Source organism: Pseudarthrobacter sp. DSP2-3-2b1, from assembly GCF_049895945.1.
Lineage (GTDB): Bacteria > Actinomycetota > Actinomycetes > Actinomycetales > Micrococcaceae > Arthrobacter.
In genome coordinates this window covers 179,723-193,755 of record NZ_JAFCTI010000003.1, presented here as the reverse complement: position 1 = coordinate 193,755, position 14,033 = coordinate 179,723, and the positions used below count along the sequence as shown (strand labels likewise).

At 66.6% G+C, this 14,033-nt stretch carries 17 protein-coding genes; 1 reads left to right on the top strand and 16 read right to left on the bottom strand.

Features of this window, described 5'->3' with window-relative positions; translation table 11 throughout:
- Positions 1-65 precede the first annotated feature (65 nt).
- The 8 genes from lgt to hisI form a co-directional block, all read right to left on the bottom strand.
- Positions 66-1,220: a prolipoprotein diacylglyceryl transferase gene (lgt, locus tag ACP7AX_RS05995; RefSeq protein WP_426225731.1), complete on the bottom strand. Its 1,155-nt coding sequence runs from the start codon at positions 1,218-1,220 to the stop codon at positions 66-68.
- A gap of 5 nt (positions 1,221-1,225) precedes the next feature.
- The gene (gene trpA / locus ACP7AX_RS05990) at positions 1,226-2,035 is read right to left on the bottom strand and encodes a tryptophan synthase subunit alpha (protein WP_131681714.1); all 810 of its coding nucleotides are present in this window, start codon (positions 2,033-2,035) and stop codon (positions 1,226-1,228) included.
- Positions 2,032-3,345, bottom strand: coding sequence for a tryptophan synthase subunit beta (trpB, locus tag ACP7AX_RS05985; RefSeq protein ID WP_426225730.1), 1,314 nt, complete (start codon positions 3,343-3,345; stop codon positions 2,032-2,034). Before trpB ends, trpA begins: the two co-directional genes overlap by 4 nt.
- A 74-nt stretch (positions 3,346-3,419) precedes the next feature.
- Entirely contained in the window at positions 3,420-4,241 is an 822-nt protein-coding gene (gene trpC, locus ACP7AX_RS05980; RefSeq protein ID WP_426225729.1) for an indole-3-glycerol phosphate synthase TrpC, read from the bottom strand.
- Positions 4,241-4,528: an HGxxPAAW family protein gene (locus ACP7AX_RS05975; protein ID WP_426225728.1), complete on the bottom strand. Its 288-nt coding sequence runs from the start codon at positions 4,526-4,528 to the stop codon at positions 4,241-4,243. The genes trpC and ACP7AX_RS05975 overlap by 1 nt, the downstream gene beginning before the upstream one ends.
- A gap of 117 nt (positions 4,529-4,645) precedes the next feature.
- Positions 4,646-5,290 carry a Trp biosynthesis-associated membrane protein gene (locus ACP7AX_RS05970; RefSeq protein WP_426225727.1) on the bottom strand — a complete coding sequence of 215 codons (645 nt, stop codon included), beginning with the start codon at positions 5,288-5,290 and terminating at the stop codon, positions 4,646-4,648.
- Positions 5,287-6,894, bottom strand: a complete 1,608-nt coding sequence (locus ACP7AX_RS05965; protein WP_426225726.1) for an anthranilate synthase component I — start codon at positions 6,892-6,894, stop codon at positions 5,287-5,289. The genes ACP7AX_RS05970 and ACP7AX_RS05965 overlap by 4 nt, the downstream gene beginning before the upstream one ends.
- Before the next feature lie 2 nt (positions 6,895-6,896).
- A complete protein-coding gene (gene hisI / locus ACP7AX_RS05960; RefSeq protein ID WP_131681720.1) occupies positions 6,897-7,322 on the bottom strand; it encodes a phosphoribosyl-AMP cyclohydrolase in 426 nt (141 codons plus the stop codon).
- Between the two features lie 135 nt (positions 7,323-7,457).
- Here hisI and ACP7AX_RS05955 point away from each other — a divergent pair, with 135 nt between their 5' ends.
- Complete coding sequence (locus ACP7AX_RS05955) at positions 7,458-8,102, top strand: TIGR03085 family metal-binding protein (protein ID WP_426225725.1); 645 nt, start codon at positions 7,458-7,460, stop codon at positions 8,100-8,102.
- Positions 8,103-8,136: 34 nt separating this feature from the next.
- Here ACP7AX_RS05955 and hisF read toward each other — a convergent pair whose 3' ends face one another.
- The 8 genes from hisF to ribD all read right to left on the bottom strand — a co-directional run bounded on the left by hisF (position 8,137) and on the right by ribD (position 13,968).
- Positions 8,137-8,913 carry an imidazole glycerol phosphate synthase subunit HisF gene (gene hisF / locus ACP7AX_RS05950; RefSeq protein ID WP_131681722.1) on the bottom strand — a complete coding sequence of 259 codons (777 nt, stop codon included), beginning with the start codon at positions 8,911-8,913 and terminating at the stop codon, positions 8,137-8,139.
- Positions 8,914-8,947: 34 nt separating this feature from the next.
- The gene (gene hisG / locus ACP7AX_RS05945) at positions 8,948-9,808 is read right to left on the bottom strand and encodes an ATP phosphoribosyltransferase (protein ID WP_131681723.1); all 861 of its coding nucleotides are present in this window, start codon (positions 9,806-9,808) and stop codon (positions 8,948-8,950) included.
- A 94-nt stretch (positions 9,809-9,902) separates the two neighbouring features.
- On the bottom strand, positions 9,903-10,166 hold the full coding sequence (locus tag ACP7AX_RS05940; RefSeq protein ID WP_056345618.1) for a phosphoribosyl-ATP diphosphatase: 264 nt from the start codon (positions 10,164-10,166) through the stop codon (positions 9,903-9,905).
- A gap of 113 nt (positions 10,167-10,279) precedes the next feature.
- Positions 10,280-10,765 (bottom strand): 6,7-dimethyl-8-ribityllumazine synthase, encoded by a 486-nt coding sequence (gene ribH / locus ACP7AX_RS05935; protein ID WP_131681724.1) that lies wholly within the window; start codon positions 10,763-10,765, stop codon positions 10,280-10,282.
- Positions 10,766-10,800: 35 nt separating this feature from the next.
- The gene (ribA, locus tag ACP7AX_RS05930; RefSeq protein WP_426225724.1) at positions 10,801-11,511 is read right to left on the bottom strand and encodes a GTP cyclohydrolase II; all 711 of its coding nucleotides are present in this window, start codon (positions 11,509-11,511) and stop codon (positions 10,801-10,803) included.
- Positions 11,512-11,522: 11 nt separating this feature from the next.
- Positions 11,523-12,221, bottom strand: a complete 699-nt coding sequence (gene ribB, locus ACP7AX_RS05925) for a 3,4-dihydroxy-2-butanone-4-phosphate synthase (RefSeq protein WP_131681726.1) — start codon at positions 12,219-12,221, stop codon at positions 11,523-11,525.
- A complete protein-coding gene (locus ACP7AX_RS05920; RefSeq protein WP_131681727.1) occupies positions 12,218-12,850 on the bottom strand; it encodes a riboflavin synthase in 633 nt (210 codons plus the stop codon). Before ACP7AX_RS05920 ends, ribB begins: the two co-directional genes overlap by 4 nt.
- A complete protein-coding gene (gene ribD, locus ACP7AX_RS05915) occupies positions 12,850-13,968 on the bottom strand; it encodes a bifunctional diaminohydroxyphosphoribosylaminopyrimidine deaminase/5-amino-6-(5-phosphoribosylamino)uracil reductase RibD (RefSeq protein ID WP_426225723.1) in 1,119 nt (372 codons plus the stop codon). Before ribD ends, ACP7AX_RS05920 begins: the two co-directional genes overlap by 1 nt.
- Positions 13,969-14,033: the final 65 nt, after the last annotated feature.

Sequence of the window (14,033 nt, the reverse complement as noted above, 5' to 3'; positions counted from 1 at the left end):
TGCCACGACACTGTGGTGTGTGGGCGCTCCGAGCGGTGGCTCTGCGACCCTGCCGTGCTGGCTTCCTACTTGCTTTTGCCAGCTTCCGGCGCGGATTCCGTGGCCTTGTGGCCGGAATTTCCGGCTACCGGCGACTCCGGAACGGGCTTGTTGCCGTTCCTTAATGCCGCTTCCACTTCCGTTGGGGCGGAAGGGTCCCGGGAACCGTTTTTGTTATCTGGGAGATTATCACGGGATTCACTATCTGAGACAGTAGTGTCCGTATCGCGGACCTCGGACTCACTGGATGCCTCCCCCGCCAGTGCGTCATTCCCGGCCGGTTCGCGGCCCGGAAGGTAGGGGGTATCCGGCTCGGGCCGGCCCTTCATTCCCAGCAGGACGAAGACGATGAGGGCAACCACAAAGACGAAGATGCTGGTCCACACGTTAAGCCTGGTGGTGATGCCGAAGAGGCTGATCTGTTCGGCTTCGTCGATCCGCATGGCTTCGATCCACACCCGGCCGAGCGTGTAGTACATGGCGTACAGCCAGAAGAGGCGGGCGCGCCTGAAGTGGAATCTCCGGTCCAGCGCGAGCAGGATCACCACACCCACGAGGTTCCAAAGCGATTCGTACAGGAAGGTGGGGTGGAAGAGCGTGTCCGCCGCTGTGCCTGCCGGGAAGTTGGGGTTGTCCGCATCGATCTGCAGTCCCCAGGGCAGGGTGGTGGGCCCGCCGAAGAGTTCCTGGTTGAAGTAGTTGCCCCAGCGGCCGACGGCCTGGGCCAGCAGGAGGCCCGGGGCCGCGGCATCCAGGAAGGCGGTGAGCTTGACCCCGGACCGGCGGCAGCCGATCCAGGCTCCTAGGACACCCAGGACCACGGCACCCCAGATTCCGAGGCCGCCGCGCTGGATCTGCGGGATGAGCCAGAGGTCACCCGTCCCGTCGAATCCAGGGCCGAAGTAGGCATCCGGCGAGGACACCACGTGGTAGAGGCGGCCGCCGATGATGCCGAACGGGATGGCCCAGATGACGATGTCCCAGACGCTGCCTTCGGGCGCACCGCGCTTAGCCCACCGGACAGAGGTCAGCCACAGGCCAACGATGATGCCGGCCAGGATGCACAGGGCATAGGCGTGGATCCGCAAGGTCCCCCACGGCAGCGGGATGTCGAAGCCGGACCAGTCCGGGCTGGGGATGCTTGCGGGCACCATAACGGCAGCCTGCATGAGGGTCTGCATAAGTTTTAGGCTTCTTCCCTAACGAGTCCGGTGCTGAGCTTCCGGGTGAGGTCGGCAACTGCCTGGACGCCGCCGTCGCGGATGGCAGCAACCAGTGCGGTTCCCACGATGACGCCTTCGGCGTAGGCCCCGATTTCACGGACCTGGTCTGCGGTGGACACACCGAGTCCCACGCATACGCGCTCGGCTCCCGCGTGGTGTGCCGCGGCAACCACGTCCTTGGCGGCGCTGCTGACCGAGGTACGGGCACCGGTCACGCCCATGATGGAGACGGCGTAGACAAAGCCGCGGCTCGCCTCAACGGTGCGCTTCATGCGTTCAGGCGTGGAGGACGGTGCCACGAGGAACACCCGGTCCAGTCCGTACTTGTCCGAGGCTTCAAACCATTCGGAGGCTTCGTCCGGGATGAGGTCCGGCGTGATCAGCCCGGCTCCCCCGGCCTCGGCCAGCCGGCGCGAGAACTCGTCCACGCCCATGCGGACCACCGGGTTCCAATAGGTCATGACCAGGACCGCGGCGTCGGTCTTGCTGGTGATACCGGCGACGACGTCGAAGACCTGCCGCACGTGGAAGCCCTTGGCCAGTGCCTCGGTGGTGGCGGCCTGGATGACCTGGCCGTCCATCACCGGGTCAGAGTAGGGGATGCCGATTTCAATCAAATCGGCCCCGTTCTCGGCCAAGGCAATTCCGGCGGCGATGGTCTGCTCGACGTCCGGGTAGCCGGCCGGGAGGTAACCGATCAGGGCGGCGCGGCCTTCTGCGCGGGCCTTGTCAATCGCAGCCGCTGACTTGCTGGCCGTTTGCGCGGTGCTCACAGCTGCTCCCCCTCTTTGCCGATTTCGGCTTCCGGTGAATCCTTGTCCAGCAGGTCGAACCATTCCGCAGCCTGGGCCACATCCTTGTCGCCGCGGCCGGACAGGTTGACGATGATGACCTTTTCAGCGGCGTTCCCGGGTTCGGCAGCCATCCGCTGGCCCACCTTTATGGCGCCGGCGAGGGCGTGGGCTGACTCGATGGCTGGGATGATGCCCTCGGTGCGGCACAGGATCCGGAACGCCTCCATAGCTTCTGCGTCCGTGATGGGCTCGTAGCTGACCCGTCCGATGTCGGCCAGGTAGGCGTGCTCCGGGCCAACGCCCGGGTAGTCCAGCCCGGCGGAGATGGAGTGGGATTCGATGGTCTGGCCGTCGTCGTCCTGCATGAGGTAGGAACGTGCCCCGTGGAGCACTCCGGGCTTGCCCAGGGTGATGGTGGCTGCGTGGCGTCCGGTGTCCACGCCGTCGCCGCCCGCCTCGAAACCGTAGATCTTCACCGACGGATCATCGAGGAAGCCGTGGAAGATGCCGATGGCGTTGGACCCGCCGCCGATGCAGGCACAGACGGCGTCAGGAAGGCTGCCTGTCTGTTCCAGGATCTGGGCGCGGGCCTCCTCGCCGATGACCTCGTGGAAGTAGCGGACCATGGCGGGGAACGGGTGGGCTCCGGCGGCGGTCCCCAACAGGTAGTGGGTGTTGCCGACGTTGGCCACCCAGTCGCGCAGGGCCTCGTTGATGGCGTCCTTGAGGGTCTGGGATCCGCTGGTCACCGGGATCACCGTGGCGCCCAGGAGTTCCATCCGGGCCACGTTCAGCGCCTGGCGGCGGCAGTCTTCGGCGCCCATGTACACCACGCACTCCATGCCCATCAGGGCGGCGGCAGTGGCGCTGGCGACGCCGTGCTGGCCGGCCCCGGTCTCGGCGATGATGCGGGTCTTGCCCATCCGCTTGGCCAGCAGTGCCTGGCCAATGACGTTGTTGATCTTGTGGGATCCGGTGTGGTTGAGGTCCTCGCGCTTGAGGAACACACGGACGCCCCCGGCGTGCTCGGCGAACCGCTTGGCTTCGGTGAGCAGCGACGGGCGTCCCGAGTAGTTCCTGTTGAGGTCCGCGACCTGGGCAACGAAATCGGGATCGGCCTTGGCCTTTTCGAAGGTGTCCTCAAGTTCATCCAGTGCCGCGATGAGGGATTCGGGCATCCAGCGTCCGCCGTAAGTGCCGAAGTACGGCCCCGGGGCGTGCTTCAGCGAACCGCCCTGCAGGAATGCCTCCGCAGTGTTGTTCTCAGCGTCTGAGGGTGCATCAACCATCAGTCTCACCGTCCTGTTCCAGTTGATCGTTCAGAAGTGTTGTGCCGCCGGCGCCAGCGCCGGCAAGTTTGGGCTTAGGCCCTTGCGGCGATGGCGGCAGCGCCCGCAGCGGTGAACTCGGCGATCCGCTCACGCGGAGTGGAATCGCTGACCAGGGCTTCGCCCACCAGGATCGCGTTCGCGCCGTTTGCCGCATAGTGGGTGACGTCGTCCACGCCGCGCACGCCGGACTCGGCGATGACCAGCGCTTCGGCGGGAATCAGGCCGGCGAGTGAGGCGAAAACGGAACGGTCGACGTCGAGCGTTTTCAGGTTGCGGACGTTGACGCCGATGATCCGCGCCTCAGCCGCTACGGCCCGTTCGATTTCCTCTTCCGTGTGCGTCTCCACGAGCACGTTCATGCCGAGTTCACGGCTGAGCGAGCTGAAGTCCCGGAGCTGGGAGTCGGACAGCGCAGCCACGATCAGCAGGATGAGATCGGCGCCGTGGGCACGGGCCTCCCAGATCTGGTACTCATCGAGCGTGAAATCCTTGCGCAGCAGCGGAGTGTCTACGCGGGCGCGGACAGCGTCCAGGTCTGCCAGGGAGCCGTTGAAGCGGCGCTGCTCAGTGAGGACGCTGATCACGGCTGCGCCGCCGCGGGCATACTGTTCCGCGAGCGAGGCAGGATCAACGATGGTGGCGAGATCACCCTTGGACGGGCTTCGCCGCTTGATCTCGGCAATCACTTTCAGCTGGTCCCGCTGCGCCGAGGTGCCGCCGAGGGCCGCCCAGGCGTCACGGGCGGGCTCCGCGGCTGCGGCGCCGTCCTTCAGTTGTGCAAGCGAAACGAGGCGCTTCCTGGCCTCCATATCCTCCCTGACACCGGCATTGATGTCATCGAGAACAGTTGCCATCAGTGGCCGGAGTTCTTCAGCTTGCTGCCTTCGACGCCGTAGCCTGCCTTGCGCATGATGTAACCGGCAATGAGCCCGAGCACCATGACTGCCGCGCCGGCAATAAAGATCGGAGTGTTGGCGATCACGAACGCGATGGATGCAATGAGCGCGCCGACCAGCATCACGATCACGCAGGTCCAGGCCGCGGGGCTGTTGCCGTGGCCGAGTTCCTGGCTGTGGTCAACGACGCCGGGGGCAACGGTTCGGGTGCCTGACTTGGATACGGACGCAGGTGCTTTGCTCATGTGAATCTCCTCGGGATGAATACTGCTTACATTCTGCCATTTTTTGGCCGCGGCCCGCTTATCGGCGGCCGGTTGCCGTGTCCGGATGGAGTGGCTGGCGTTTTTCGGGTGGGTGGTTCAGGTGGGATCGTCGCCGCGTGAGAGCCGGTCCCAGCTGTCGATCTCGTTCACCGGACCGGCCGGCGCTGGAACTCCGCCGGCGGCTGGTGTGGCGTCCGATGCGGCACTGCCTGCTGCCGCGCCTGTTCCTGCCCCGGCTGCTGCGACGTCATATTTGGTCCGGGACTTCCAGTACCGGCCCGCCGGGATGATCAGCAGGGCACCGAGGCCCAGCAGGGCGCCGGCGACGACGGCGAGGACGGGGAACGCGGTGACGCTCACTTCAGCGCTTCCCCCGGTGACTCCGGTCGCCGCGGCGATGGATCCCTGGGCGGCGGCCAGCGGGTCGGACAGCACCGTGGTGGCCGCCGTAATGATCCCCGCCGACGCCAGGATGATGATCGCGGTGATGAGGATCCGCGCGATCCTGCCCGCGATGGACGCAGCCAGTCCCCCGGCCAGTGCCACCACAGCCAGGGCTGTCACTGCTGTGGCCGCCTTGCTGCCCTGGACCGGGAGCGTGTTCTGGCCTCCCGCCTGGCCCAGCTGGTCCGGGTCCAGGTTCACGGTGATCCAGGTCTGGGTGGTGGCGCCAAAGACGGCGAGGGCCAGCACGGCGATCAGCAGGACCAGGGTGGGCTTCCGCGCCCAGACCGGCGTCATTCGGCCGCCTGGCTTCCCTCGGCTAACGGGCCATCCGCGGCGGCCGGGGCGCCGCCGTCGGGCAGTGACTCCACGGCAATGTTGTGCAGGGATCCGGCGGTGTGGACGGCGCGCAGCGGGGCTGCCGCCTTGTTCACCGTCTCCAATGCTTCGGTGGGGTTGACCGAATCGGCCACGATGCCGCCGCCGGCCTGGACGTAGGCGCGTCCCTCACGCAGGAGGGCTGAACGGATGGCGATGGCCATGTCCATGTCGCCGGCGAAATCGAGATAGCCCACCACGCCGCCGTAGATGCCGCGGCGGTGCGGTTCAAGCTCGTCCAGCAGCCGGAGGGCACGGGGTTTCGGGGCCCCGGACAGGGTTCCTGCGGGGAACGTTGCCTTAAGGACGTCGTAGGCCTTTGCCGTCGGCGCCAGCTTGCCCACCACTGTAGAGACAAGGTGCATGATGTGGCTGAACCGCTCCACTTCCATGAACTGGGTGACGTCCACAGTTCCGGCGACGCACACTTTGGAGAGGTCGTTGCGGGAGAGGTCCACCAGCATCAGGTGCTCCGCGCGTTCTTTCTGGTCCGCCAGGAGTTCCTCGGCCAGTGCCTTGTCCGCCTCAACGGTTTTGCCGCGGGGACGCGAGCCGGCGATCGGGTGGGTGATGACTTCTTCACCGGTCACCGTGACCAGCGCTTCGGGGGACGAACCCACGATGGAGTATTCCCGGCCGTCGGCGTCTTCGAGGCTGAAGATGTACATGTACGGGCTGGGGTTGGTGTTGCGCAGCACCCGGTACACGTCCAGCGGCGAGGCACCGCACTCCATTTCGAAGCGGCGCGAGATCACCACCTGGAACACTTCGCCGTCCACAATGGCTTCCTTGCCACGGTCAAGGGCTGCAAGGTAGGCCGGCTCGTCCCAGCGTTCCTGGACGCTGGAGGCAAAATCCAGGGCAGCGGGTTCAAGTACTGAAACAGGTTGCGCCACCGGAGTGCTGATCCGGGTGAGGAGTGCCTTGACCCGTGCCACGGCATCGTGCCAGGCCTCGTCCACGCGCTCTGAGCTGTTGTCGAAGTTGATGGCGTTGGCGATCAGCAGCACGGTGCCGTCATGGTTGTCGTGCACGGCCATGTCCGTGACCAGGTTCAGTGCCAGCTCTGGCAGGTGGAGGTCATCCTCCGGCGGGCTGGTGAGCCGCTCCCAGTGCCGGACGGTCTCCCAGCCCAAGAACCCCACCAGGCCGGACGTAAAAGGCGGGAGGCCGTCAAACCGGCTGGTCCGCAACGCTTCGATGGTGTCCCTGACGGCGTCCACAGGGTTGCCGTCCAGGGGCACGCCGGCCGGCGGCTGGCCGAGCCAGTGCGCCTGGCCGTCCTTGGTGGTCAGGGTGGCGCGGGACTTCGCACCGATAAAGGAATACCGGGACCACGTGCCGCCCACGGCCGCGGATTCCATGAGGAACGTGCCGGGCTGGCCCTGGGCCAGCTTCCGGTAAAGACCTATCGGGGTTTCCGCGTCCGCCAGCACCTTGAGCGTGACGGGGATGACCCGGCTGCTGCCGGCAAGTTCGCGGAACTCCTCGAGGCCCGGGCTGATGATTCCAAGGTCCTGCATGGTTATGCTTCTCCGCTGGTTGTTGAGGTGTCCAGTGCTGTAACGTCCAGGCCCCTGCCGTCGAAGCAGGTCCTGGTGCCGGTGTGGCACGCCGCGCCGACCTGGTCCACCCGGACCAGGAGGGCATCGCCGTCGCAGTCCATGGCCACGGACTTGACCCACTGGACGTGCCCGGAGGTGTCCCCTTTACGCCAGTATTCCTGGCGGGAGCGGGAGTAGAACGTGACCCGGCCGCTGGTCAGGGTCCGGTGCAGGGCTTCGTCGTCCATCCAGCCGAGCATCAGCACTTCATTCGTATCGAACTGCTGGACCACCGCGGCGACCAGTCCGGCGTTATCGCGCTTCAGTGCGGCGGCGACACCGGGGGGAAGCGGGCTGGCGGAGGGAGCCGGGACAGGCATGGGGGCGGGGGCGGGCTGCTCAGACATCAGACCAAGTCTAGTGCCTCAGCCGGGGCTCCCAGGATGAGCCCGGGGACGCGGAAAGCCTGTGTGAACAAGGGCACCTGTCCGGTGGCGGTTCTGCTGCCCAAGTCCGCCGGTGTCGTGCTAGTTTCACAAGTGATGCATTTCGTCGACCCGTCCCGAGAAGTCCTGGCCGAAACCCTGCTGGCCGCTGGTCCTGATGCCCCCACCCTTTGCAAAGGTTGGCGCACCAGGGACCTTGCCGCGCACCTTTACCTCCGCGAACGCAAAGCGGCTGTGGGCCTTGGCCTGATCATCAAGAGGCTGTCCAAGGCCTCGGACAAAGCCACCGCCAAGCTCGCGGCGAAGCTGAAGACCCCCGATGACTACACCGGCCTGGTGAACACGTTCCGCTCCGGCCCGCCGGCGCTTTCGCCCATGAAGATCAAGGCGCTGGACGAAAGTTCAAACCTGATCGAGTACTTCGTGCACACGGAGGACATCCGGCGTGCCGTGGACCGTTGGGCCCCCCGCGCCCTCGACGAAGCCTATTCGGATGCTCTCTGGGACGAACTCATCAAACGGGCGGCCATCCTGTACCGCGGCGTGGATCTTGGGATTGTCCTGGTGCGCCCTTCCGGTCCCCGGCACGTAGCCAAGCGAGCCCCGGTTTCGGTGGCGATCGTCGGCGAGCCCGGCGAGCTGCTGATGCACGCCCACGGCCGCACGCGCCATGCCCTGGTCACCTTCGAAGGCCAGCCGGACGCCGTCGTGCTCCTCCAGTCCGCCGAAGTGGGCCTCTAACAAGCAACGGCCTCCGGCAGAGCAAAGCAGGCGGTCAGCGGACCTCGAACCCTGCTTCGCGGATGGCGTTTTTGACCTGGGACATCATGTCGTCGGGGCCCCAGTGGAAGATCGAAGCTGCCAGCACCGCGTCTGCTCCGGCAGCCACAGCCGGCGGGAAGTGCGCGGGTTCGCCGGCCCCGCCCGAAGCGATGATGGGCACCTTCACGGCCGCCCGCACGAGGCGGATCAGCTCCAGGTCGAAACCGTCCTTGGTGCCGTCGGCATCGATCGAGTTGAGCAGGATTTCCCCCACACCGCGGTCGGCGGCTTCCCTGGCCCATTCGATGGCGTCGATGCCGGTGCCGGTGCGGCCGCCGTGGGTGGTGACTTCAAAGCCCGACGGCGTAGGCTCGGACCCGGGGCGGGTGCGGCGCGCGTCCACGGACAGGACTAGCACCTGCGAACCGAAGTGCCGGCTGATCTCGTTGATGACGTCCGGCCGGGCCACCGCAGCGGTGTTGATGGAGGCCTTGTCTGCGCCGAACCTCAGGAGCTTGTCCACCTCGGCCACGCCGCGGACACCGCCGCCCACGGTCAGCGGAATGAAGACCTCCTCCGCGGTACGGCGGACGACGTCGAACGTGGTTTCGCGGTTGCCCGAGGACGCCGTGACGTCCAGGAAGGTCAGCTCGTCAGCGCCGGCGTTGTCGTAGCGGTGCGCGAGCTCCACGGGGTCGCCGGCGTCGCGGAGCCCCTCGAAGTTGACGCCCTTGACGACGCGGCCGGCGTCGACGTCGAGGCACGGGATGACGCGTACAGCTACAGCCATGGGTACTCCTGGAATTCTGGGATGGTCTCTTGGCTCAGATACGGCAGGCGTGGATGCTGCTGACCAGGATGGCCCGGGCGCCGAGGTCGTAGAGCTCATCCATGATCCGGTTGGTGTCCTTTTTCGGAACCATGGACCGGACAGCAACCCACTCGGAGTCGCGCAGCGGCGAGACCGTGGGCGATTCCAGTCCGGGAGTCAGCGCCGCGGCCTGTTCCACCAGTTCCTTGCGGATGTCGTAATCCATCAGCACATACTGGCGTGCCACCAGGACACCTTGCAGGCGGCGGATGAGGACTTCGATCTCCTTGGCGGTGCCGTTGGCAGCGCCGCCCTCGCCGGTGCGGCGGATCAGCACGGCCTCGGACTTGAGGATCGGCTCACCGAAGATCTCCATGCCGGCGGCTTTGAGCGTGTTGCCGGTCTCCACGACGTCGGCGATGGCGTCAGCGACGCCCAGCCGGACCGAGGATTCCACGGCACCGTCCAGGCGGACAACCTTGGCGTTGACCCCGCGCCCGGCGAGGTATCCGCGGAGCAGCCCGTCATAGCTGGTGGCCAGGCGCTTGCCTTCAAGCTCCTCCACTTTGGCGAAGTCCCCTACCGGCCCGGCGAAGCGGAACGTGGAGGCGGCGAAGCCCAGCGGAAGGAGTTCCTCAGCCTCCACCTCGGCGTCCAGCAGGAGGTCGCGGCCGGTGATGCCGACGTCGAGCGTTCCCCGGCCGACGTAGACGGCGATGTCCCGCGGGCGGAGAAAGAAGAATTCGATGTCGTTGTCAGGGTCCATCATGACCAGCTCGCGGGTGTCGCGGCGCTGGCGGTAACCGGCCTCGGACAGCATGGCGGAGGCGGCTTCGGACAGGGAGCCCTTGTTGGGGACGGCTACTCGCAGCATGGGGGTCTTTCTTGGTTGGGAGGTCTATGGATCAGGCAAACTGGCCACGCAAGGGCACGGGCGGCGCGGTGCTACGGCCGGCGTGCCGCAGTGGCTACAGATGCTTGTAGACGTCTTCCAGGGTCAGGCCTTTGGCGAGCATCAGAACCTGCAGGTGGTAGAGCAGCTGGGAGATTTCCTCGGCCGTGGCTTCGTCGGATTCATACTCGGCAGCCATCCACACTTCGGCTGCTTCCTCCACGACTTTCTTGCCGATGCCGTGGACTCCGGACTCCAATTCTGCGACGGTGCGGGAGCCTGCCGGGCGGGTGGCTGCCTTCTCACTCAGTTCAGCGAACAGCGTCTCGAAATTCTTCACGCCCTACAGCCTACTTGCTGCGGCCCGGACGGCGCCTGTCGGGGAGTTGCATGACGGGCACGGTGTGAGGGAACGCACACCGCGCCCGTCTGCTGCCGGGTTACCGTTGCCGGTTACTTGTACTGCTTCAGGAGCACGGCGGTGGCCAGGGCTGCCGTCACTGCTTCATGGCCTTTGTCCTCGCTGGAGCCGGGCAGGCCTGCACGGTCCAGGCCCTGCTGCTCGGTGTCGCACGTCAGGACGCCAAAGCCCACCGGCACCCCGGTGGAGACGCTGACATCGGTCAGTCCCGACGTCGCCGCCTGGCAGACGTACTCAAAGTGCGGCGTGCCGCCGCGGATGACGACGCCGAGGGCCACTACTGCGTCAAAATGCGGTGCCAGCCGCGCGGCTGCAACGGGCAGTTCGAAGGCTCCCGGAACGCGGAGCACCGTGGGTTCGCTGATGCCGGCGTCCTTGGCGGCACGCAGGGCACCGTCCAGGAGCCCGTCCATGATCTGGGTATGCCAGCTGGCAGCAATGATGGCCAGCCGAAGCTGCGACGTTTCCGCCGGGCTGAGGGTAGTGAGGTCAATATCTGGTGCGCCGTGTCCGCTCATGCGTGAATCGTGATCCGTTCAGTCTCTTGGTTTTATTAGTCGTCGAAGGTGGAAGCGCCGGCGCCGGGCACGGTCGCAATATGGGTATCCAGGGTCAGCCGGTGCTCCATGCGGTCCTTTTTGGTTTGCAGGTAACGGATGTTCTGGTCGCGGGACGGCACTTCGGTGGGAACCATCTCCACCACCTTCACGCCGGCCTTGGCAAGCCTGTTCTGTTTGTCCGGGTTGTTGCTCAGGAGGCGGATCTCATGGAGTCCCATCTCCGCCAGGATCTGCGCGGCAGCCTTGTAGCAGCGGGCGTCTACCGGCAGCCCCAGCTGCTCGTTGGCCTCCACTGTGTCAAAGCCGGCCTCCTGGAGTGCGTAGGCCTTGATCTTGTTGGCCAGGCCGATCCCCCGGCCTTCCTGCCCGCGCAGGTAGAGGAGCGTGCCGCCGAACTCGTTGATCATTTCCAGCGCGTATGCCAGCTGTTCGCCGCAGTCACAGCGGTAGGAACCGAAGACATCGCCCGTCAGGCACTCGGAATGCAGCCTCACCAGGGGCGCGGTTCCTTCTTTGGGTGCGTTCGGTGAGCTGACGGCGAGGTGTTCCGCGCCGGTGACGAGGTCCGTCCACGCCTGGGTCACGAACTCCCCAAAAGCCGTTGGCAGCTGCACAACGGGACCGGCGCTCACAGGGTGGTGAGCCACGTGGCCGTTGCCGGCTGCCCCCTGGTGGTGGCCGTTCTGGTGTCCTGAAGACGTCATCGTTCTCTCCTCTACTCCACCCGGGCGCCCGGCCCGGTGTCACTGTCGGCGGGAGCCCCGGCCCCCGCTTCAAGGTAAACCACAAGATCCTCGATCGAGATCAGGGGGCACCCGTGTTCAGCGGCGAAAGCCCGCAGCCCGTCGAGCCGCATCATTTCACCGTCGTCGTACACCACCTCGGCGATAACACCCGCTGGCTCCAGTCCGGCAAGCCGGCAAAGATCCACGGCCGCTTCAGTGTGGCCCGGGCGTTCCCGCACTCCCCCGTCAACAGCACGGAGCGGGAAAATATGCCCGGGGCGGGTCACTGCCGCCGGTCCGGCGGCGGGGTCGGCCAGCACTCGGGCGGTCAGCGAACGGTCCGTGGCAGAGATGCCGGTGCTGACGCCCACGGCCGCATCGCAGGAAACGGTGTAGGCGGTGCCCTTCGCGTCCTCATTCACAACCACCATGGGCGGCAGGGCAAGGGCATCGGCACGCTCCCCTGTCAGGGGCACGCAGATAACGCCGGAGCTGTACCGGATGGTCCAGCCCATCAGCGCCGGGGTGGCGTGTTGGGCGGCGAAGATGATGTCGCCTTCATTTTCGCGGTCCTCGTTGTCCACCACCAGCACAGGCCGGCCGGCGGCCATGGCGCGGATGGCGTCCTCCACCGGGTCGAGTCCCCGGCGTGCCTCGGTGGCCGGCTTCAGCCGGACCGTGGCGTTCATCGGGTGCCCCCGGCTGCCCCGGTGCTGAACGCCAAAAGGCGCTCGGTGTATTTTGCGAGTACGTCCACTTCAAGGTTGATCCGGCTGCCGGCTGCCTTTGCCCCCAGCCCGGTTTCGGCGAGCGTGGTGGGGATCAGCCCCACTTCAAACCACGGTTCCGGTTCCGCTGCCGGGCTGACCGCGGTGACGGTGAGCGAGACGCCGTCGATCGCGATGGAGCCCTTTTCGGCGATGTAGCGGGCGAGGTTGGCGGGCACGCCGAAACGGAGGCGCTCCCAGTTGCCGAGTGCCTCGCGCTCGAGGAGCTGCCCGACGCCGTCGACATGGCCCTGGACCACGTGGCCGTCCAGCCGGCCGCCGGCCGGGACACAGCGTTCGAGGTTCACCGAATCGCCGGCAGCGAGTTCGCCGATGGTGCTGCGGACGAGGGTTTCGCCCATGACATCGACGCTGAACTCCTTGCCATCAATCGCGGTGGCTGTCAGGCAGACGCCGTTGACTGCGATGGAGCCTCCGAGGGCAAGCCCCTCTGTGGTGGCCGGAGCGCTCAGGCGGAGGGTTGCGCTGGCATCGCCGTCCCGCTCGACGGACAGAACCTGTCCTTGTTCGGCAATAATTCCGGTAAACATCAGTAGCCTCCCATGGCTGATTCCGCGGCGGAGCGGGATGGTTGTGGTTCTAAAGCTTCGGTTGTTTCGGGGCGGAGGTGCAGCCTCAGGTCCCGGCCCAGGGTCAGGACGGCGCCGCCGTCGGACGCATCCCAGTCCCAGTGGCGGGCGTCCGCCAGGGTGGTGATCCCGAGTCCGTTCAGGGCAGGCGTGCCGGACCCCAGCAGGGTGGGCGCCACGTAGACAATGAGTTCATCCACCAGCCCGGCGGCCAGGAAGGCGCTGAGGATGCGCGAGCCGCCCTCCACCATGACGTGGCGGATGCCTTCTGCGTACAGGAGCGAGAGCGCCTCGCGCGGATCGTGGGTGGGCAGGTGGAGCATCCGCCTGTCCTCGCCGCGGACCGCCGCATCAGCCGGCACGTCCCGCAGGCCCATCACTGCCCGGAGGGGTTGCTTGCCGGCAACAGCCCCGGAGGCGTCACGGGCGGTCAGGCGCGGGTTGTCCACCAGGACGGTCTGGGTGCCCACAAGGATGGCGTCGATCCGGCGCCTGAGCCCGTGGTTGTCAGCGAGTGACTCGGGGGACGAAATCCACTGGCTGGTCCCGTCCTCCGCTGCGATCCGGCTGTCCAGCGTCTGCGCGATGTGCAGCGTCACAAACGGGCGGTGTTCCGCCACGGCCTGGAACCACTGGCGGTTAAGCTCCAAGGACTCACCAGCCGCCAGCCCGCTACGTACCCGGACGCCGGCCTCGCGCAGTGTTGCTGCGCCGCCCGCGGCGGGGTCATGCGGATCATCGACGGCGTAAACCACGTCAGCGATTCCCGCCCCGATGATGGCCTGGGTGCAGGGGCCGGTGCGGCCGCAGTGGTCGCACGGCTCCAGGGTGACCAGCATGGTGGTGCCACGCAGGTCCAGCCCCGCCGCGTTTGCCTGCGCAATGGCGTCAGCTTCAGCGTGGGGGGTGCCGGCGCCGCGGTGGTAGCCGGTCACCAGCTGGCGGCCCTCGTTATCGATGACGACGGCGCCCACCAGCGGGTTTGCGCCGCGGGGTCCGCGCAGGGCTGCTTCGAGCGCAGCGTCCATGGCAGCGGTTTCCGCAGGGCTGAACGCCGTCACAACACCGTTCCGGGTCATGTGCGCACCACCGGTCCGGGCGCGCCCGCTACCGGCGCATGGGAAAAACTGGCTTCAAAGAGCCA